The 20605-nt window shown below is 65.3% G+C and carries 13 protein-coding genes and 2 pseudogenes; 6 read left to right on the forward strand and 9 right to left on the reverse strand.

The window, feature by feature from the left end; translation table 11 throughout:
• The first annotated feature begins 323 nt into the window (after positions 1 to 323).
• Positions 324 to 1135: pseudogene (locus ACIBF7_RS44000) on the forward strand (transposase family protein).
• Positions 1136 to 1183: 48 nt separating this feature from the next.
• Here the strand turns inward: ACIBF7_RS44000 and ACIBF7_RS44005 are convergent.
• The 7 genes from ACIBF7_RS44005 to ACIBF7_RS44035 form a co-directional block, all read right to left on the reverse strand.
• Positions 1184 to 2029: a hypothetical protein gene (locus tag ACIBF7_RS44005; RefSeq protein ID WP_397199802.1), complete on the reverse strand. Its 846-nt coding sequence runs from the start codon at positions 2027 to 2029 to the stop codon at positions 1184 to 1186.
• 71 nt (positions 2030 to 2100) lie between these two features.
• Complete coding sequence (locus tag ACIBF7_RS44010) at positions 2101 to 7761, reverse strand: LamG-like jellyroll fold domain-containing protein (RefSeq protein ID WP_397199803.1); 5661 nt, start codon at positions 7759 to 7761, stop codon at positions 2101 to 2103.
• Positions 7762 to 8797: 1036 nt separating this feature from the next.
• The gene (locus ACIBF7_RS44015) at positions 8798 to 9562 is read right to left on the reverse strand and encodes a hypothetical protein (RefSeq protein WP_271277478.1); all 765 of its coding nucleotides are present in this window, start codon (positions 9560 to 9562) and stop codon (positions 8798 to 8800) included.
• Between the two features lie 653 nt (positions 9563 to 10215).
• A complete protein-coding gene (locus tag ACIBF7_RS44020; protein ID WP_271277477.1) occupies positions 10216 to 11118 on the reverse strand; it encodes a pentapeptide repeat-containing protein in 903 nt (300 codons plus the stop codon).
• Entirely contained in the window at positions 11115 to 11507 is a 393-nt protein-coding gene (locus ACIBF7_RS44025) for a hypothetical protein (protein WP_271277476.1), read from the reverse strand. The genes ACIBF7_RS44020 and ACIBF7_RS44025 overlap by 4 nt, the downstream gene beginning before the upstream one ends.
• Before the next feature lie 635 nt (positions 11508 to 12142).
• The gene (locus ACIBF7_RS44030; protein WP_397199804.1) at positions 12143 to 12994 is read right to left on the reverse strand and encodes an exonuclease domain-containing protein; all 852 of its coding nucleotides are present in this window, start codon (positions 12992 to 12994) and stop codon (positions 12143 to 12145) included.
• A gap of 617 nt (positions 12995 to 13611) precedes the next feature.
• Positions 13612 to 14169 carry a tyrosine-type recombinase/integrase gene (locus ACIBF7_RS44035; protein ID WP_271277474.1) on the reverse strand — a complete coding sequence of 186 codons (558 nt, stop codon included), beginning with the start codon at positions 14167 to 14169 and terminating at the stop codon, positions 13612 to 13614.
• A gap of 28 nt (positions 14170 to 14197) precedes the next feature.
• On the opposite strand from ACIBF7_RS44035, the gene ACIBF7_RS44040 reads away from it, so the two are divergent.
• From ACIBF7_RS44040 to ACIBF7_RS44055, 4 genes are all read left to right on the forward strand, one after another.
• Entirely contained in the window at positions 14198 to 14401 is a 204-nt protein-coding gene (locus ACIBF7_RS44040; protein ID WP_271277473.1) for a hypothetical protein, read from the forward strand.
• Between the two features lie 348 nt (positions 14402 to 14749).
• The gene (locus ACIBF7_RS44045) at positions 14750 to 15067 is read left to right on the forward strand and encodes a transposase family protein (protein WP_378525277.1); all 318 of its coding nucleotides are present in this window, start codon (positions 14750 to 14752) and stop codon (positions 15065 to 15067) included.
• Positions 14968 to 16074, forward strand: coding sequence for an ISL3 family transposase (locus ACIBF7_RS44050; protein WP_378525278.1), 1107 nt, complete (start codon positions 14968 to 14970; stop codon positions 16072 to 16074). The genes ACIBF7_RS44045 and ACIBF7_RS44050 overlap by 100 nt, the downstream gene beginning before the upstream one ends.
• Positions 16075 to 16498: 424 nt before the next feature.
• On the forward strand, positions 16499 to 16990 hold the full coding sequence (locus ACIBF7_RS44055) for a hypothetical protein (RefSeq protein WP_271277471.1): 492 nt from the start codon (positions 16499 to 16501) through the stop codon (positions 16988 to 16990).
• A 512-nt stretch (positions 16991 to 17502) separates the two neighbouring features.
• Here ACIBF7_RS44055 and ACIBF7_RS44060 read toward each other — a convergent pair.
• A complete protein-coding gene (locus tag ACIBF7_RS44060; protein WP_271277470.1) occupies positions 17503 to 18888 on the reverse strand; it encodes a site-specific integrase in 1386 nt (461 codons plus the stop codon).
• Positions 18889 to 18904: 16 nt separating this feature from the next.
• On the opposite strand from ACIBF7_RS44060, the pseudogene ACIBF7_RS44065 reads away from it, so the two are divergent.
• A pseudogene (locus ACIBF7_RS44065) lies at positions 18905 to 19637 on the forward strand (IS256 family transposase); the annotation flags it as partial.
• A gap of 147 nt (positions 19638 to 19784) precedes the next feature.
• On the opposite strand, the gene ACIBF7_RS44070 reads toward ACIBF7_RS44065, so the two are convergent.
• Positions 19785 to 20573, reverse strand: a complete 789-nt coding sequence (locus ACIBF7_RS44070; RefSeq protein ID WP_271277469.1) for a helix-turn-helix domain-containing protein — start codon at positions 20571 to 20573, stop codon at positions 19785 to 19787.
• Positions 20574 to 20605 lie beyond the last annotated feature (32 nt).

A 20605-nucleotide genomic window follows, 5' to 3' on the forward strand; every position in this document is an offset into this window, starting at 1 on the left:
GAAGGCGATCGGCGATGTGATAGCAGTGATTCCTGATCAAATCAGACCATTGTGGATATTACTGCGCAAATCCAAGAGGGGATCATGACCAGGCGACAACCACATCACAACCAGGTCAACACCACTGCCTGACAGGTCCTGACATCCCCCTACCCCGCACGCCTGATGGTCCGCCGCCACTTCGGTCAGCACACCATTGAGTGAGCTCTTTCCAACGTGACGCCGTTGGGCACGGCTGGTATGTGCAGAGCGGTGGCGGATGAGGGGAGGTTCTCAGTAAGACAGCAGACGACCAAGATCCGATGCCCCAACCGGGAGCCTCGTTGCTGTCTTATCGTGCCTCGATTCCGCTGTCCAACCACACCCTGATCCGCCTGGGCGAGCTCATCCGCACACAGCGGGCCGAACAAGGCTGCCGATGGCGGCGGTTAGACCCGGCCCAGCAAGCGCTGCCGGTCCTGGCCCCACGTGCGTAACGGCGACACCTACACGCCTGGCCGCCGGGTTCGCCATCGACACCACCACCGCCTGGCGCTACGTTCGCGAAGCCGTGGACGGGCAGGGCCCGTCGGGGCGAGCCCCCGACCTTGTGGCCGTCCTGGCCGATGACATGCACGCCGCCACGGCACGACCAGCCCGGTTGACCTACGCCATCCTGGACGGCACTCTCATCCCGATCGACCGCCTCGCCGACGAGCGGCCGTACCACAGTGGGAAACACAAGCAGCATGGGGTGAACGTGCAACTGCTGGCCGATCCGGTGGGCCGGCTAGTGTGGGCCTCGCCCGCGCTTCCGGGCGCCGTTCACGACGTGACCGCCGCTCGTACGGTCGGCCTGATCGACGCCCTGACCAGAGCCGGCGTCAAGACCTTCACCGACAAGGGCTATCAAGGCGCGGGCGGCACCATACGCACGCCGTTCAAGCGGCATCGCCACCGTCGATGGCTGTCACGCGGGCAGCGAGAGGTCAACCGCTCGCATGCCTGTATCCGCGCCATCGGCGAGCGCGCCGTCGCGACCTTGAAGGCATGGAAGGTACTGACCAAGCTGCGCTGCTGCCCGCATCGCGCGACCACGCTCGTGCAGGCGATCCTCGTGCTGCAGCTCGTCGAAGAGGGCCGTTACCCTGGATGAAAAAGGCTCATGGAGGCCTGGGACTTGCTCAGGGCCAGGCCGATCATCTCAGTCGTTGATGGCCGGCACGTTGGCGACCACGTGGACTGTACGGACTGCTGGCATAGCAAGCAACTCAAGCAGGGAATCCCTGCCCGACACCGTATCGATGAACCCGTAGATTTTTCCTGCGTCAGCTGCAATTCTCAACCACTGTAGATCTAGGCCGATCTCTGCGAGACCCTGACGGTCCTCATCTGTGAATTGTCTTACCCACTCGCGGTAGTCATCGAGGACATGTCGTGCGCCGCAGTTCTGTATAGGGCTTTCGATTACCATGGCGGTGCAACCGCCCCATCCGGGCCACCAGTAGACCGGCTTTCCAGACTTCGGCTGGACACTTGACAAGAAGTATCGCTTCCATTCGCCATATTCGAAGCGCACAGGAAGCTCACCCTCCGCCATCGGAGATGCCAACTCCACAAGCACTATGAATCTCCCATCACGAGGTACCGCTTGAGCCCGGGCCTCAGCAGCTTCTTTGTCCCCCGGAGAAGCCGGCGTCCCCCCCTTGAATTTCAATAAATAAGGCGTCATCGTTGTCCCGTTGATACCAGGAAAGGTTACATCCCCGAAGATGTTCTGCGAGATCCGCATAATCCGACGCGGCTTGAGTTTGGCCGCCGCGTTCGTATGCGTATCCACCTCCACTGCCATCGTGCTGCTGAACAACTCGCGTTCCACATCGGCGTTGCCACGATGAAGGATCTGATATTCAGGATAGGCGACCTGAAGAGCATTCCCCCAAGCAAATCCAAAGTCATTCTTGATGCCAAACTGAGGCATCTTCACGACCACCATCAGTATCGCCAACAGAACGGCCAGAGCAAGTGGAACTAATCTTCTTTTTGACATCTACTGCCTTTCCTGGTCGGGGAACTGAAATGAGCGGCTCGCAGCCAGGCCGCGAGCCGCTCGGAGCTGGACTAGCCGTGCCTAAACTCGGTGAGGCCGGCCAGCCTCCAGGGTGTCCAACCAGTGCTCTTGTATACTCCCGTTGCGTACTTGTCCACGTACAGGTTCGCGGAGATAGTCAGCTTGACATCCCGGAACTTGCAGATGAGGCCTGTACACTCGACGTAGAAGCTGTTGTTCCCGTCACCTGGATCACGCCAGGAGCGTTGGCCCTTCGGCCCCCAGCGGGAAATGCTGGTCATCATACCGCCTTCTGCGCCGGGTTCGATGCTACCACCAAGAGGCAAAGAGAATGAGACGCCACCGACATAGGCTCTGGTCGCTGCCGCTGACTCAGTCTGCAATTGCAGGTTCTTGAGTACGTACTTGTGCTCGGCCTTGTACTTAGGATCTGTAAAGAGCAGTTTGTTTTGCGAGGCTGCTGATGCTGTGACAGCTCTGGCTTCGACGTTGAAGGTGTGGACATGCAACCACTCGTTGCTGAAGGTGCCGCCCTTCTTGATTGTCCACCCGAGTGATCCGGTCGCGTATACCCCCACACCTTTGATTCCGTACCATCTCATCGTAGTCGCCCTCATGGTGCACTCGGTGCCAGTCCGAGCTCCACCAGGACCCGACTCGCAGTGGCAGGAAAAGGACTTGAGACCAGAACCTGGAGTTGTAGATTCCGCTGGAAAGGCGTCCTTGTCTCCCGAACACTTGACCACGACAGGGCCGTCTGCGGTTCGTACCTGAGCCGGAGCCATGCTTCCGGGAACGAACCCTGCACAGTCGAGATAGTCGGAGGGATCCTCGCTCACTTCTAGAGGAACCTCGATGATTGTCATTCCTCCACAGCGGTCGAAGACATGAACTAGGATTGAAGGTTCGCTCGGCTCCACTTGCCCGAGAGCGCCGATAGCGTTCTTGATCAGCTTCCCATTCTCATCAGTCTGCGCCTCGACAGGGATCTCTGCCCATGCCCGCTGCACAGCTGCCGTGACCCGAACCGTACCGTTTTCCGATGGCTGAACCACGGCACTATCGAGTGCGACAGTGGAGCTAGAACGTGTTATCCCCCCTTCATCGAGTCCCTCTTTGTATATTAGAAGCCTAGTATTGAGGAGTGAGAGTTTTGCGGTGTTAGCAGCGCTCGGAGTAACCCCGGGCGCGTCCCAGATCGTAGGCGCTTGACCCTCCAAAACCGCATCCTGCGCCTCGTAGTAGTGCTTGACGCGGTCAATGTAGGCTTGCGCGCCCGACTCTTCGCTCGTAGCCGCACGTTGCCCTTGAGGGTTGGGCTCCAGCACGCAGTCCGTGGCACTGCTGGGGGGTGGCGGAACTGCCTTGGTAGCGACGCTCGCGGTTGCCCACTCACCGGCGCCGTGAACTGTCTTGGCCCGTACCTTGACGGTGTAGGTGACGTCGTTGACGAGGCCGCTGATGGCCGCCCATGGATCCTTCACTTCCAGTGTCTTGGCGACATTTCCATCGTCAGCCACCACCTCAACGTCATAACCGTCGAGTAGTGCCACGCTGCCGTTGGACTCCGGCAGCCCCCAACTGGCCGTTGCACTGGCATCGCCGCCGACCGCAGCGAGGTTCAGCACCTTGCTGGGTAGGCCGGCCGGAATATAAGTAACGGCAACCGATGGCTGCTCGGCTGCGGCGTCATCACTGAAAGTGATGAGCTCATCCTTATTGGAAGTAAGGAGCAGCCATTGATACTCGCTGCCCGCGATATCTGCCTCCGGCGCGGTCAGGGGAAGCACATACGGCGTTGTGCTCGGGTCGGCGTCGCCGGCTAGTTCTGAACCCCTGCTTTCGCTAGTCACCGGGTTCTTCAAAGGAGTAGCAGTGATGACTGCGTCGGCCGGGCAGGATCCCGCCAGACAGGTGGGGGTGCCGAGTTTGAATATCGCTTCTGATACACCTGCACCGTCAGGCAGTTCTGCAAGCCGCAATCCGATTACCGCAGCGGTTTTGTCAGTACCGGTACCACCGATTCGCATGATGGTGTCATCGGTGACGGTGCAGGGCGAGCCAGCGCATGCAGCAGGATCAGTTTTGGCCGTCTTGACAGTGATATTATCCTTCCCGAGCGTCACATGTCGCAGCTCATGCAGAGGGCCATCCGGCGGTGTGCCGGGTGTGGAGAATTCAAGGGGCTCCGTCTTGGAGGTGCAGACCTCGCCGCCGGAGCTTGAGGCCGTATTGGCGGTTCTGCTCGTGGTCGCCTGTGCCGCGACACCAGTGCCTTCGATCGGCGTGTTCATATCAGCGGTGATTTCGGCGGCTGTCTGCGCGCGGTTGTAGACGCGGACTTCGTCGATGACGCCGTCGAAGAACTCGCCGTAGATGGTGTTGCCGCCGATGTGGAAGTCGCCGCCGTCGTCCTGAATGGTTCCGGAGACGGGCTCGTCACCGATTTGATTGCCGTTGAGGTAAAGGCGGGCTCTGCTGCCGTTGTAGGTGACGGCGAGGTGGCTCCAGGTGTTCACCCGGAGCGGGCTGGTGCCGGCCACCTCCTTGGACTGGCCCTGGGTTGTCAACCAGCCAAGAGGAGTGAAGCCGTCGGAGGCGTACAGGGCGTAGGAGAGGTCGTCGAGTGTCTCGTAATCCTTGCCCATCACCGCGAACCAGTCGTCAACGCTGGACGGCTTAACCCAGGCCGAGAGCGTCATGTTGGAGCCGAGCCGGAGCGACGCGTTGTGGTCGACGGTGACGAGGCCGAAGAGACCGTCGAAGGACAGGCCCTTGCCGTACTTACCAGTCACCCACGAGGTGTCGGTGGCGGTGCCGTGGTTGGTGCCCGTCACGTCGTTGACGGTGGCGCCGCTGCCTTCATTCATTCCGTAGGCGGCGACCAGGCCTGACGGTGTGGGCGTTGGGGTTGGAGTCGGCGTGGGATCGGGCGTGGGTGTGGGATCGGGATCGGGCGTTGGATCGGGGGTGGGTGTCGGGTCAGGATCGGGTGACGGGTCCTCGTCTTGGGGGGCGGTGACGCAGGCGGTCATCTGCCACTTGTAGATGCTGCCCGGCTGAACCGTATCGGCAGGGAGTTGTAAAGAGGCACGTTGACCACCGTTGACAGTACGGCCTCCCAATGGGACAGATCCGACTGGCAGACCAGCGTTGTCATAGAGGTAATACTTGGCGGTGACCTCTCCCCCGGAGGGGCGGTTAACTACGCCGGACAGTATCGGTTGTTCCGGGTCGGCCATGCCGGTCTCGGTACCGGACGGCAATATGGGAGCGTCACTGGTGATGCGGTAGGCCGGGCTCTCGTTGCACGACGGCGGGTTGATGCCGGCGCGGCAAGCCTTCACCACGAACTTGAAGCTGGCCGGGTTGTCCAGCGTGAAGACCTTGTCCAGCGCCTGCCCGGACGGGATGTTGTTGTGCGAGGTGGTGCCGGGCACGCCGACCAGGGCGCGGAGCTCGTTCGCGCTGAGCGCCCGCTGGTAGACGTGGATGTCGTCCAGCGACCCCTTGAGGCTTCCGCCGAGAAGGCGTGAGCGGCCGATCTCGAAGGCGCCCCGGGCGTTCCAGCCGACGGTGTGGTCCCGCTCGCCGGCCAGCACACCGTCCACGTACAGGCGGATCTTGCCTGCGTCCTTGTCATACTGGGCGGCCACGTGCGTCCACTCGCCGATCTTGGCAAGGTGCTCCGACTGGATGACGGTCTCGTGGATGCTGTCCGGGATGTCCTGGTTGATCATGGACAGCACCCAGCGCTGATCGTACTCCGGAGCCGTGGACGTCTGATAGGAAAGCGTGAACCCAGGCAGGTTCACCCCCATCTGGGCCAGCACGTTCTGCTCTTGCGTGCTGTTGTCCAGGCGCACCCAGGCGCTCGCCGTGAAGCTCTGGTTGGTGTTGATGACCGGGCCGCTGGTCGCAGCATGGCCACCGGTGAACTTCACCGCCTGCCCGAGTTGCCCCGGCGTGCGCGTGTGCGCGCCGCTGAGGGTCGCGTTCCGGTTGTTGCCGGAGGAGTCGGTCACGGCCGTGCCGGAAGCCTCGTCGAGTTTCCAGTACGCGGCCTCACCCGCGGGCAGTTCGGCGGCCGGCGGGGCCATGGTGGAGTCGTTGACCGTCACCGTGTAGTTCAGCGGCGTCGCCTCGGGCACGCTGGACTTATAGGTGACCTTGACGTTGGTGCTACGGGCGATCGCGTCGTTGCCGTCCATCGAGTCGATGGACTCGGCGGTCACGGTGGGGATCGCCGGCGGCAGCACCCAGTCCACGCTCAGCTTCGGCAGCACGCCCTGGTTGAAGAACTGCGGCCAGAACAGGAAGTCCTCGCTGTAGTTGGGCGGGGTCGAGGTCTCCTGGGTCAGTTTGAGCAGCAGGCCGTGGTTGGGTGTGCCGGTGGCCCACAGCCGCGTCATCGCGGTGAGGTTCCAGCTCCAGATCGCGCCGCTGGTGCCGGGCAGCGCGCAGGGGTCGATCGAGGCGCGGCCTTCTTCGGTGCTGGTGGGCTGGTTGCTCCAGTAGGTGTCGTCGGCCACCCAGGACTCGGTGATCCGCTGGGCCGCGATGCCCTGGAACTCGCTGCAGTTGTACACGTCCTCGCGCAGCTGCAGCTGCATGGTGGCGTTGGTGACCTGCTTCCCAGTGATCGGGGTGGTGTCGAAGGCCATCAGGGTGCGGGTGGCCTGCTCGGTGGTGGAGTACTGCATCCTGCCCACCGTGCCCGCCACACGCTGGCCGTTCGGGGAGACGATGCCGGTCTCTTGGGTGATCCCCAGGGTGGTGGTGGGGTCGACGGTGACCGGGTACCGCGTCGCGGGGTCGGCCAGCCAAGCCGCGTCCGGCTTCAGCACCAGCGTGGTGGCTCCGTCCTTGGACTCCACGCTGGTCTTGATCTTCTTCTGGCGGCCCGGCTTGGCCGCGGTGGGCTCGTCAGCGGCGGCGTCCCACATCAACGGCGCCGGGGCCGAGGCGACCTTCTTGCCGTTGTCGCCCTTCAGCTTGAGCCCGCCGGCCTTGGTCACCGAGAGCTCGAGTCCCTTGGTCTGCACCGGGATGCGGAACTCCACCGGATCGGTGGGGCGCTCGCGCAGCACGATGTCGTGCCGGAATCCGGTTCCGAGCGCTGTGACGACCAGGTCCCCCGACGGGCCTGCGACGCCCGGATAGGTCGCGACGTTGCCCTTGATCGTCGGCTTGGGCAGTGACGTGGGCCAGGAGAGACCGAACGAGCGGTCCCTGCTGAGGATCATGGTCGCGAAAGGGCCGGACCCGCCCGTGGACAGGCGCACTCTGGCCTTGGCCAGCTTGGGCCTGAGCACGCCGTTCTGCTCGACCAGGGACGGGTCGATCCACGCCCACGAGCCGTCGCCCTGCCTGAGCTGGGTGGGGCCGGAGTAGGACTCGGTGGTCAGGTGACCGTCCGGGTACGCCCAAGTCCGGGAGGCCTCGGTGAAGGCATCCTCGACGGCGACGGGCTTGTTGTCCTTGCGCGCCTGCTCCACCGCGGCGCGCAGGGCCGCGTCCGGGTCCTCGGGACGCGGGAACGTGGTGACCGCGGGGCCTGTTGCCTTCGCGCTCTGTGGCTCGGGGTCGGCTATGGCCTGCCTGATCGGGCCTGCGACCAGCAACGATGCTGCCACCGTGAGCACCGTTGCGGCCGCGAGCCTTCGTTTGGGTTTGCTGATGATGCGGGGTCTGTTGCCTAACTCGTTCACAAACAACCTCAATCGGGAGTGAGTTTGGCTTGTCGACCTTGATCATCAGCCGGAAGATCACCGTGATCAATATGACATAGATCACATATAATCTGCACATAAATTTTGTTAATCTCACGGAGGTTCGAGCGAAACCCAAAAGGGGCAAGATCTTCCCGATTAGTGGTAATTCGGATTTCCCGATCCAGAGCGCATTGACGCGATCTCAGCAAATTGTCGGCAGGTAGTCGTGCTCGAAATGGGTGAGCACGAGTGCTGCGCCGGCGATGTCGCCGATGCTGCTGGGGCTGAGGGCGATGTGCTGAAGGGTCCGCCAGCGGCCTTGCCGAGCGCTACCGCATCGAAGTCCGAGCAGCCAGGTACGCTGCTGGCAACGTGATGACCGACTATGCCGCCAACTTCACTACGGCGGGTGGCGCTACGCCTGCGGCGGGGCTGGTGGCGGCCTACGGCATGAGCGAGGGATCCGGCACCGGTGTGGCCGACTCCTCCGGCAGCAATGACGCCGGGCTGGCCACCGCCACTCGTGGCAGAACGGCAGGTACGGCAAGGCCCTGTCGTTCAACGGCTCCTCCAGCTGGGTCACCTTCCAGAACGCCGCGTCGCTGCGCCTAACGACTGGGATGACGCTCTCGGCCTGGGTTAATCCAACCACAGTGACAGGAACCCCTGGAGAGTGTGGTGACCAAGGGACTGAAACGCCGAGGGGGCCTCCTACGCCCTGTACGCCACCGACGGCAGTGCGGTTCCGTCCGGCTGGGGCAAACCGATCCTGAGACCCCTCGACGGCCGACGGAACCACACCGTTGCCAGTGAACAGCTGGAGCCACCTGGCGCTCACTTATGACGGGTCAACCTGCGGTTGTTCGTCATGGACAGCAGGTCGACCTGACCCCACTGGACGGCGGTCTGACCGACGAAGTGCGCATTTACGACCGCGCCCGCACCCGCGTTCTGCAGATGTGTAGCGCTGAAAGCACACAGATCTGCGGCCTGAACTGGGGAAACGGCTCGGGCACGCTGATGCGGCGTGTCACTAGGCGGGAGTGGTGTGTCTGGTCAGGCGTCTGCGGCGGGGATGGCCTCGACGATCTTCTTCGGTGTCGGAATGTCGAGTTTGGCCAGGATGTCGCGCTGGGGCTTGGTCAGCTCGGCGCGCTGGCGGAAGGTGCCGGTCGGGCCGGTGAAGGTGGCGACTGTGAGCGGGTCGAACTCGGTGCGGATGCGCCTCCACGTGGTGCTGGTGATAAACCGGGCGTAGGTCGATGACCTGCTTCATGTCGGGCCAGCCCTGCTCGACCTCGAGCAGTTGCTTGTAGCCGAGGGCGATGTCCTCGGCCGGCAGTTTGGGGTCGGAGCAGCACAGCAGGTACTTGCCGTCCAGGTTCGTCTCCGCCTTGACCTTGGCGGCGTCGATGCGCAGCAGTCCTTTGGGGGTGGTGCGCAGGTAGCAATTCAGGCCGGGTTTGGTGGAGATGACGCCGCGCAGTTCGGCGCGTTTGGTGGCGGTGGGCGTGTCAGTGCCGGCGATCAGCTCCTGTAGTTGGGCAAGGAGGCGTTCGCGGATGGCGGCGTGGCGCATCGCGCCATGGGTGTTGAAGCAGATCACGAACTGGTCGGCCTCGCCGATCCGGACCTCGTTGACCTCCAGATTATCGGCCACGTCCTGGTAGCGGCCCTGGCGCGACAGGGCGGCCTCGGCCGAGCCCGAGCGCAGCCGTTCGCCAATGATGTAGTAGTGATCGCCCTGGCGCAGGTAGCGGCGGTTGTCGGCGGAGGCGAAACCCGGTCCCCGACCCACACGATCTTGGACAGGGTCCAGTCTCGCATGTCGGCCTTGACCTGGCGGATCAGTGTGGTGTCGGTGGTGTTGCCGGGCCAGGACCAGATGCGGACCGGGATGCCGTCGCGGGTGACGGCCATGCCGATGACGATCTCTGGCAGGTCGTCGCGGTGGTCCTTGGACTTGCCGCAGGCGGTTGTTCTCTGGGAGGTGGACCGCCTCCTCGCGGAAGGAGATCAAGCGATAGAGCGCGTACAGCCGATCCTGGGCCGCATAGTCCAGGAACGCCCCCAACTGAGCGGGCGTCCACACCATCACCGGCGAAGGCCGCGGTGTCCCCAGCCAGATCCGAGCCGACGACATCGAGCTCGCTTCGGGATCCTTGCGTACCTCAAAGCAACCTGGCCCGGGGACGACCGACGCCCAGTGGTTTGTGCCTCACCACTGGCCACCGAGCACGAACTGGCAGCGCTCCGCATTTCCCTCGCCCAAACGTGCCTGGCACGCGGCGGAATGCGGACCACTGACCCTCAGCATGCTCATGATCACACCATGTGACGTCTCCGGCAACAATGTCTTTTGTGGTTCGGCCAAAGATCGGGACGGGCGCGCCCTCGCTGCTTGATCGGCCTCGTCACCGCGGAAGAACTCCACCATCGATGATCGTCGGGTCAGTTGCCGCTCTTCTCGTGGTAGACAAGGCGGGCGGAGGCCTCCGATGTCGTCTCCAGCCGCCACCGGGGCGGCAACACGTGTCTGGCCGCAGGATCGGTCAGCACGCACTCATGAAATCCGGCGACGCTGGAGAAGGCTGCACGGTCGAAGCTAACGTGGCTGGAGATGGTCGACTTCGTGAATGCGGCCCACCCGCCGAAGGTCGCCTCCTTGAATGTGGCCGCACCGGTGAAGGTCCCGCCGCGGAACCAGGCGTCGGTCGCGAACGTCGCCTTGTCGAAAATGGCGGACCCAGGGACGCTGCCCACGCTGCTCTCACGGAACGCCGCCTGGTAGAACCAGGCATCCCCGGAGAAGGCCGACCCGGGAAACCACGCGCGCCCGCAGAAGGCCACGTTGTCGAACCAGGCGTCGCGCCGGAAAGCCGCGTTCTCCAACCAGGCGTCGCCGACGAAGGTCGCGCCGTTGAACGCGGCCTTCCCGCAGAAGGTGGTCCTGCGGAAGCGGGCCGGCCCATAGAAGCGGGCGCCTTCGAAGCCGGCGGCGGCGACGCGGCCATCGGTCAGGTCGAAATCGACCAGGGCGGCGGCGGCCAAGTCCAGGCTCATGCCCTCCCAGAAGGCGGGCGCGGCCGCAGGCACCGGGTGCTGGTCGGCGGGCCGGTCGTCACGTACATGGGCAGCCAGGATGCGCTGCGCCGTGAGCCGCACCTGCAGTTCGCCCTCCTGATCACCTGCCGTGCCGGACGGGGTGGGCACAGCGGCGGTGGCTCCCAGGCGGGCGGCCCGGTAGCGGCGCCGGGCCGCCGGCAAGGCGGCTGTGCGCTCCTGCCTCGGGTCGGGCACAGGGTCAGGCGGCGGCGTGAACGGCATGCGCAAGTACGCACAGAGCACGTTCACGACGGTCTACCGGTGGCCGGGATTGTCCTGACCGAGGCGTTCCAGAGCATATATATCCCGGCCAGCCGGACGACGGCCTTGTCGTGCCCGAGTTGCTCGGCGGCCTTGACGTACAGGTCGGTCACCCGGCGCTCGGCGGCGTCGTGCCGATTGTGCTCGGCAACCCGCTCGGCCAGGAAGGCTGTCACGTGCGCGGCATGCTCCTGGTGGCGCTGGCGGCGGAAGGCCAGCATCAACGTCACCACCGCACCCACGCCGGCCCCGGCCGCCAAGGCGGTCTGGATCATCCCCTGGCGGGCGGCCGCCTCCGTCACGCTCCAGCCGGCGGCCAGCAACAGCCATACCACCCCGCCGACCACACCGCCCACCACCAGTGCAGTAGGGACCATCCACCATGCCGCCGCTCGGGGGGTGCGCAGACCCAGCGGAATCTCCTCGGCCGCAGCGGCCGCGGAAGCAGGGCGGCGACCCGGAAGTAACGGCATACCCCCATTCCACTAGCCTCCGGTCGCACCTGAACAGACCGGATCCGATCGCCATGGCCGCGTCGGATGACTGGCGGATCATCTGGACCGGCGTTCCGGGTTTCCTGGGCGGGCCCGGTGATCATGAGGGCTGGGGCACCGAACAACTGCGGCAAGCACTGCCACTTCCGCATCCCCTCCGTGCTGTGGACCGAGGGATACATCGCCCGGCTCGGCGGGCGCAGGATCGCTATGCTCCTCGTGCTGCTGTGCGAGCAACACAGCCCGGGAGTGACGTGTGGTTCTCCCCCGGCCGGCCAAGGAGCGCTTCGGCCTGCCACCTGCACGCTTGGCCCCGAACAACTCCGCGACCTCGATCTCGTCGATACCCGCATGACAGCGGCGAGGAAGGCACCTACATCACCTTCCAACACCGCGCTGGCCGGGCAGCTGCTGCGCGTGCTGGCCTGGTACGGCGCCGAACCCATCCCCCGCACCCTGTTGGATGCTCTGGATGCCGACACCTCACAGGTCGTGCATGCCCTGGGTGAGCTGGCCGCCTACAACATGATCCCCCTGGACGGCGAGAGCGTCACGGTGCATCGGCTGGTCCAAGCCGTCGCCTGCACCCCCGACCCGGCCACCCGCACCGGCAGACCGCCGACATCGACACCGCCCGCGAACGAGCTACCCGCCTGATCAACCATGCCGCCCCCAACTCGCCGTGGGATCCGGCCGGCTGGCCGCTCTGCCGGACGCTGCTGCCGAATATCACCACCCTGACCAACCACGCCTCCGCAACCACCGCTCACCTGCTCAACCAGACCGGCCTCTTCCTGTAAGACCAAGGCGCCATCAGGAGCGCGATCGACGGACAGCGTACGCTCGGGCTCGCCGGCGTCGCCGCGCACCTGGGCGGCGAGCTCGGCGGCGGCCCGGGCGTCGATGAGCGCGTCGTGATGGCCGTCGAGCGGGATGTCGGCGACGGCGCAACAGCCGGCCAGCGTGCGAGGAGCGACCGGCAGGAAGCGGGCGGCCTCGGTCATCGTGCAGACGCCGAGGGCGGCCAGAGCGGGGATCGCGGCGCCGGCCCGGGCGAACTCGTGCTCCAGGAACCCGAGATCGAAACGAAGATTGTGCGCCACGGGCACCCGCCCACGCAACAGACCGGCGAGACTCCCGGCGATCTCCTTGTAGGCCGGCGCGTGACGGACGTCGGCGGCGGTGACGCCGTAGGTGCGCTGCTGCCCCAGGTCACGTTCAGGGTTGACCAGGGTGCTCCACTCGCCGGTCACCAGGCCATGCGGGTCGAGCAGCACGACGCCGACCTCGACGATCCGGTCGCGCCACGACGGGCGCAGGCCCGTGGTCTCCACGTCGATGACGGCGTATCCGGTTGGGCCGCTGGTCATTTCCCTCACCCCTTCGTCCATCAGGACGGACGCGTCTTGACGCCTGAGGGTTGAGATGCGGGCACGGATTGTGACTACCCTGTGATGATCAGCACATGCTCCTTGGCCCATGCCTTTACGTCGTAGATCACTATTAGGCGTTCCCGCGAAAGTGAGCTCGGATGAAGGCAGGGCCTGTTGAACATCACCCGCCGGACGGGGTCGCCGAACTAGCCCGCAGCCCGCCATTCCCTGGCGGCCCGAAGGAGGGGGTGAGGGATCATACAGGGGTCAGATCGGGGTCAGAGGATCAAAAAGCCGGACCCCTCTGGGAGCCCGGCTTCTGACCTGCTGCAACATGGTGGGCGATACTGGGATCGAACCAGTGACCTCTTCGGTGTGAAACATGCAGGCTACAGGTAGCTGCCACCGGCTATGGCGCCTCCTGTTTGGGGGACCGTGGGGGGACCGGCCGTCTCGGACACTCCCGTTTTAGAGCGGCATTTCCCGACACTGTCCGATCCCCTCGCGATGTACTCACCTGCGGTAATGCTTGTAAGTGACGGAACCCGACATCACCTGACACGCTGATCAACAGACTCATAATCCGTGGGTCGTGGGTTCAAGTCCCACCCGCCCTACTTCTGAATCCCCAGGTCATCCAGGTTGTTGCGTGATTGGTGCGGGGCCTCGGCGCGGGCAGGAGCCGCGTGGGAGACCGAGGGGAGACCGCCAGTCGCGGACACCCCCTCGACAACCGCTCTGCGAGGCACCAGAGCCGCACTGGCCTCCGCGGCCATCTCCGGAAGCACTGACGTGTAAATATCGGAAGTGATCGACTGACTGGAGTGGCGCAGCATCGACGACGTCGTCTTCATGTCGTTCCCTGCCGCCAGCGACAGCGTGGCCGCTCCATGCCGCAGGTCGTGCAGCCGGATGGGGGGCAGGCCCGCCGCGAAGACGAGCCGTCTGAAATGCTCACTGACCCGATCCGGCTTCAGCTTTGAGCCGTCTTCCCAGGTGAAGGTCCTCCCTGTGTCGGTCCAGGACGCCCCGAAGGCCTCCCCCTCTTGGAGTTGTCGCTCGCGGTGCGCGCGCAGGGCCTTCAGCGCGCCCCGGTCGAGCGCGATGATCGCATCGGACGACTCCGTTTTCGGCGCACCTTCCCGCACTGTCTTCCCAACGTTCTGGAACACCTGCGGCATCCCTGCGCCGTTCAACGGGGTGATCCCGAAGGGAGAGATCGGCCTGAACCTGGCCTGGCCGACCGGCGCCCGCGTCTGGACCGCCGAGGTCGTCGGGGGGTTGCTCCACCCGGTGGAGGAACTGGCGCTCACGTTGGTGCCGCGCCTGTCGGATCTGCGCGACACCGCGCTGTGCCGCGCCCGGTTCGCGCTCCCTGACAGCGAGCAGCAGCGCATGCACTGACCCGATCTCCGCTCGCCCTCCAGAACGGGCCGTCGCCTTGGGTAGTCTCGGCCCTTGCCAAATACGCGAGCAAGCGCGGGACGCGCAGTCAGCGACAAGAAGGACGGCGAGGAAGAATTCCGTCGGCGGCAGCAACGTACCGACAAGGCGACGCTTTGCAAGCGGGATCCTGTTCACTGCGGAAAAGGGACCGTTCAAGAGAACGACGACGCAGCGACGATTGTCGGCTCTTCGAAGTTGAGCGGGGTTTGAGGTCTCACGTGGCGCGGGGAGCTTGAAAGGGCTCGTGGCTCTCGGTGATTCTTCTTGTTGTCGAAGCAAGCAGATCACGTCAGAGAAGCCACGAGCATGGTCAACGATACGACGCGGTTGCTCGATCTGGACGGTGTGGCCGTCACGAAAGTCGTCGCCGCAGGTAACGGGATAGAAGACGGGCCGGTGGTGCACCTGGCCACCACCGATGAGCGGGCCAGGTGCTGCCCGGAGTGCGGGGTGGGTGCGGTGCGGGTGAAGGGATGGGTGACCACCCGGCCGCGGGACCTGCCCGTGGCGGGCCGCGGTGCGCGTTGCGGTGGCGTAAGCGGCGCTGGTGCTGTGACCAGGCCTCCTGTCCGCGTCAGACGTTCACCGAGCAGGTGCCGCAAATCCCTGCACGGTCGCGGTTGACGCTGCGATTACGCCAGGCCGCCGGTGCCGCCGTCGGCGATGGCGGGCGGACGGTGATCCAGTCGGCGCGCGATCACGGCCTGTCGTGGCCGGTGGTGTCGGCGGCGTTCACCGAGCATGCCCGGCGGGTGTTGCCCGCCCAGCCCGCACCGGTCGCGGTGCTGGGCATCGACGAGGTTCGCCGGGGACGTCCTCGCTGGGTGCTGGAGGAGGCCACCGGCACCTGGACCACGGCGGTGGATCGCTGGCACACCGGGTTCGTGGACCTGTCCGGCGATCAGGGGCTGCTGGGTCAGGTCGAGGGCCGTACCATCGCCGCGGTGACCGGCTGGCTCCTGCAGCGGGGAACATCCTGGCGCGAGCGGGTGGGCTTCGTCGCGATCGACATGTGCACCATCTTCAAGTCCGCGATCCGTTCCGCGCTGCCGCACGCCACACTGGTGGTCGATCACTTCCATGTGGTGCAGCTGGCCAACCAGGCCCTGACCGAAGTCCGCCGCCGCCTGACCGTGCAGGTGCGTGGCCGGCGTGGCCGCAAGGGCAACCGGGAGTGGGAGCTGCGCAACCGGCTGACCCGCTCGGCGGCCCGGATGCACGGCGCCCAGCTGGATCCGATGGTCGATGACCTGCAGGCCCTGCCCCAGCGGCTCGGCGCGCCGATCCTGGCCGCCTGGAACGCCAAGGAAGACCTGCTGGACCTGCTCGCCCTGGCCCGCACGCGCCCCGACCGCACGGTGATCGCCGATCGTTTGTTCCGCTTCTACGATCGCTGCGCCGCCTCTGGACTGCCCGAACTCGAACGCCTGGCCACCACGATCGAGACCTGGTGGCCCGAGATCCTGGCCTTCCTCCGCACTGGCATCACCAACGCCGGCTCCGAGGGCACCAACCGCGTCATCAAGACCACCGCCCGCGACGCCTACGGCTTCCGTAACCCCGAAAACCAGCGATTACGCACCCGCTGCGCCACCACCCGACGCGGACGCGGACACCTCAACCCCGCCTAAATTCGAAGAGCCCGATTGTCGGTGTCACCACGGGAGTCGCCGGCGTCGCCAAGACGGTGATAGGAGCCATCGTCAAAACAGGCGCAAAAGCCGCATCGCGCGCAGGAACGAAGGAGGCCGCACAACAAGCTCGTGACGCCTAGGGGAATGAGCGCCGAAGGAATCATGCCACTTATATCGGCGGCAGAGACAAGAAGGGAAACATCTACGCCGGATGTTCAAAGAACCCCACGGGCTGCGCCGAGGATGATGTGGCCAGGCAAGGCGCAACCGATTTCACCAATGCCTACGGTTGGCGCAGAAACAAGGTGACCGGCGAGCTGGAATGGACCCGGATTCCCACCTGTGTAAGATGTCAGGACAAGTACTCCAGGAACCAATTCCCCAAGGACAACACCTATGACCCGGGAGGCAGGTGGACACGATGACAGATCGACTTCTGTACAACGTAGAAGTGGAGCGGCATGACTGGCCTGCTCTCACGGTGTGCGGTGGGACCGCGGTAGAGATTCCCCAGACGGTCGAAGCCATGCTCTCGTCGTCGGACGCCGACGAGGTCGAACGTCATTACTGGCAGCTGGAGAATCGCGCGGTGGTGCAAGGACAGCTTTACAGCTCAGCCCCTCCCCTCGTGTCGGTTCTCATCGCAGCCCTTCTGGGCGAGCTATCCAGACCGGCCAGGATCGGCGCTCTGGAGCTGCTGTATCAACTGGTGACGGGCACATCGCACCCGGAAGAGGCCGAGGCTCATCCGGACTTGGGTGATGAATGTCAGAAAAAGGCACGCGAAGGGCTGTGGGTACTGTACAGAGAGCTACTGCACGGCGAATCCGATGCCGCCAAAGACATTCTGGACGTGATTGAAACCGATCCAGGCCGTCTTCGCTTCTATCTCGCTCAACTCGTCCATGGATAGGTCATCTTCGGCGGGCACGACCTCCAGCGACGTCACCCCTTACCTCGACCGCCTCCGGGCCAGCACCATCAACGCCTGCAGGTACGGACGCGCCCCTGCAGCCAGCATCACCAGCCGGACGGGCCACCCCGCGACAACGCCGACACCGTCGAGCGCACCATCACCGAGCCGACCCTGCTGTGAACCAAGGCGAGAACTGTCGGCCCCCATCCGTACCGTGAAAGCCCCTGCTGGCGACGGCGAGAAGGACATGACCATGCCGGGTCCGGACGGATCCGCCGGTGCGTCCGCCCAGCTGACCCTGACCGTCGACGGTGATCGGCTGCGCATCGAGATGCGCGGCAACGACGCCGACGGCGGGCTGCTCGCCGACCTCAGCACGTCGGAGCGTCTGAACAGCTCGGCGTTGCTGGTCAGCGCCTCGCCGCCGAACTCGGCGACGAGCGCCGCCGCGCGGCCGGAGCCGGAGACGGGCCGTCGACGGTACGCATCACGTTGCTGGGATGGGTCCGCTACGGCGGACGATCCCGACGCATGCGGGGATGGTTCGCTCCGCGACCCGGTCGGCGAGTTCCTGCCACTATCGGCCTCGCGTGCGAGGGTGGTCCCGGGTTCGTGCCGGTCTCCATTGATGGTGATTGGCGGGATCCGCCGACCGAGGAACGACAACAAAGGGCCAACCCAGGCGCGAGATCATCTTGCTTCCCTCGTGGGGGACCGGTAGTCCTGGACACCTCCTCCGCAACCGCTCTGCGTGGCACCAGAGCCGCGCTAGCCTCCGCGGCGGCGTGCGCTATTTCCGGAAGCACTGATGTGTAGATATCGGAAGTGATCGACTGACTGGAGTGGCGCAGCATCGACGACGTCGTCTTCATGTCGTTCCCTGCCGCCAGCGACAGCGTGGCCGCTCCGTGCCGCAGGTCGTGCAGCCGGATGGGGGGCACCCCCGCCGCGAACACCAGCCGCTCGAAATGGTCGCTGACCCAATCCGGCTTCAGCTCCGAGCCGTCTTCCCAGGTGAACATCCTTCCTGCGTCGATCCAGGACGCCCCGAACGCCGCCCTCTCCTGGAGCTGGCGTTCGCGGTGCTCGCGCAGCACCTCCAGCGTGCCCCGGTCGAGTGCGATGATCGCATCGGACGACTCCGTTTTCGGTATCCCCTCCTGCACCTTCCTGCCGACGTTCGTCAGTTGCGTGGACACCGCCAGGGTGCCCTCGTCCAGGTCGCAGTCAACCCATCGGGCGCCGCACGCCTCACCTCGGCGCAGGCCTCGGAAGGCGATCAGGTGGTAGAGCGCGTACAACCGGTCGGTGGCAGCGTGGTCGAGAAATGCACCCAGCTGAGCGGGCGTCCACACCATCACCGGTGAAGGGCGCTGCGTTGCCAGCCAGATCTTGAATCTCTCCCGCCGCTTCTTCGGCTGGAGCTTCGCCGCGCGCTCGGCTGCCAGCAGCTCCTGGTAGGCCGCGTTGAACGCCTGCACTCGGGCGCCTGTCCATACCACCCCTTTCGCCTTCTTGCCTGGGTCCAGTTTCACCAGCGCCGCGGCGTTGAAGGAGACGACGTGTTCTCGCTCAGCCGACGCGAGCACCGTCCGAATCGTCGCGCGCACCCGCTGCTTGGTCACCGGCCCGGTGATCCGCTTGCCTCGCACCGAAGCGCGGACCGCTGGATCGTCGGACTTGCGAGCGGCCAGCAGCGCAGCGTTCTTCTCATCAATCCGGTTGAACACCCGCTCGACGGTCGGCACGAACACCTTGTCCATCCGCACGTTCTCGAGCACTCCCCGGATATGCGTCTCATAGTGGGAGACGTAGCCGAGCAGCGTGCTCTCACGGATGTCTTTCAGGCGCTCCCGCCGCTCCTTCCAGTGCTGCCAGTACTCACCGAAGGTCATCGCCTGCAGCGGCTGCCTCCACGTCAACATCCGGCTGGAGGAGCACAAACTCTGCCTGCTGGTGCTGATCGGGGTGCGGGCTGATGGTCGCAAGGAGCTTGTCGCGCTGACCGACGGCTACCGCGAATCGGCAGAATCCTGGGCCGACCTGCTGCGGGACTGCGCCCGGCGCGGCATGCGTGCCCCGGTGCTCGCCATCGGCGACGGCGCGCTCGGCTTCTGGTCGGCGCTGGCCGAGGTGTTCCCGCAGGCCAGGGCACAAAGTGTGCTGGTTTAACAAGATCGCCAACGTACTCGGGGCGCTCCCGAAGTCGGCCCACCCGGGCGCGAAGAAGGCCCTGGCCGAGATTTGGAACGCCGAGAGCAAGGACCACGCGCTGGCCGCGGTCACCGCCTTCGAGGCCGCTTACGGCGCCAAGTTCCCCAAGGCCGTCGCCAAGATCACCGGCGACGTCGAGGAGCTGCTGGCCTTCTACGACTACCCGGCCGAGCACTGGCGGCATCTGCGCACGACCAACCCGATCGAGTCGACGTTCGCCACCGTCCGGCACCGCACCAAGGTCACCAAGGGCCCCGGCTCCCGCGCAGCCGGCCTGGCCATGGCCTTCAAGCTGATCGAGTCCGCCCAGCGGCGCTGGCGTGCGGTCAACGGCGCCCACCTGGTCGCCCTGGTTCGCGCCGGGGCCACCTTCATCGACGGCAAGCTCGTCGAACGCCCGACGGAATCACCCGTCCCCACAGCCGCCTAGGAACTCATGATCCACAGGTCTTGACTATTGCTCCTGGCCGACGTCGCGCCGGCGGTTCTCACGTGTCGCGTCTCCTCCTGGCGCGTACCGCCACGACCGTCCCACCGGCCAACAGCGCTCCGTTCACTCCAGCCGCCGTCTTCCTGGTCAGAGGGCAGGTGACTGCCTGCCGGCGTCGAGTGCGGTGAAGTAGGCGGCGCTGTCGGCGTCCGTCGGGTAGTACGACTCGATCGCGACCTCGTCCAGGGTGATGTCCATCGGAGTGCCGAACGTGGTCGTCGTCGAGAACAGCCGCAGTTCGCGCCCGCCGAAGCTGAAGATCATCGGGATGGCGACCTCCGACTCGACCGGTTGACTCGCGTCCACCGAATGGGGGGCAAGGTAATCCTCGTAGAGCGCGGTGAGTCCAGGGTCGGGAGCTGTGGCGAGCTGCCGTGCGATCCGGATGCGCAGCAGCGTACGCACCTGAGCCAGGTTGACGATGTGCGGCGCGAGCCCGCGCGGGTCCAGCCCCAGCCGCACCATGTTGATCGGCGGTACCAGCAGGTCGGGGGCGACGGCGGCGAGGAACGGGTCGATGGCGCGATTGCTCATCACGATGTCCCACCGGCGATCGATGGCCAGCGCCGGATACGGCTCATGCGCGCGCAGCACCCGTTCGATCGCGTCCCAGGCCGCCGACAACGACTCCTGATCGAGCGGCCGTTCGGCATAGCGGGGCGCGAAGCCGGCAGCCAGCAGCAGCCGGTTACGCTCTCGCAACGGCACGTCGAGCTGCTCGGCCAGTCGCAGGATCATCTCGGCGCTCGGGCGGGACTTGCCGGTCTCCACCAGGCTGACGTGACGAGCCGACACCTCAGCGGCGATCGCGAGATCCAGCTGGCTGAGGCGCCGGCGATGCCGCCACTGCCGCAGCAGTTCCCCCACGGTGTGCATGGACGACGATGCTACTCATCGAGCACCCGAAT

Source organism: Nonomuraea sp. NPDC050478, assembly GCF_044458265.1.
Taxonomy (GTDB): domain Bacteria; phylum Actinomycetota; class Actinomycetes; order Streptosporangiales; family Streptosporangiaceae; genus Nonomuraea; species Nonomuraea ferruginea.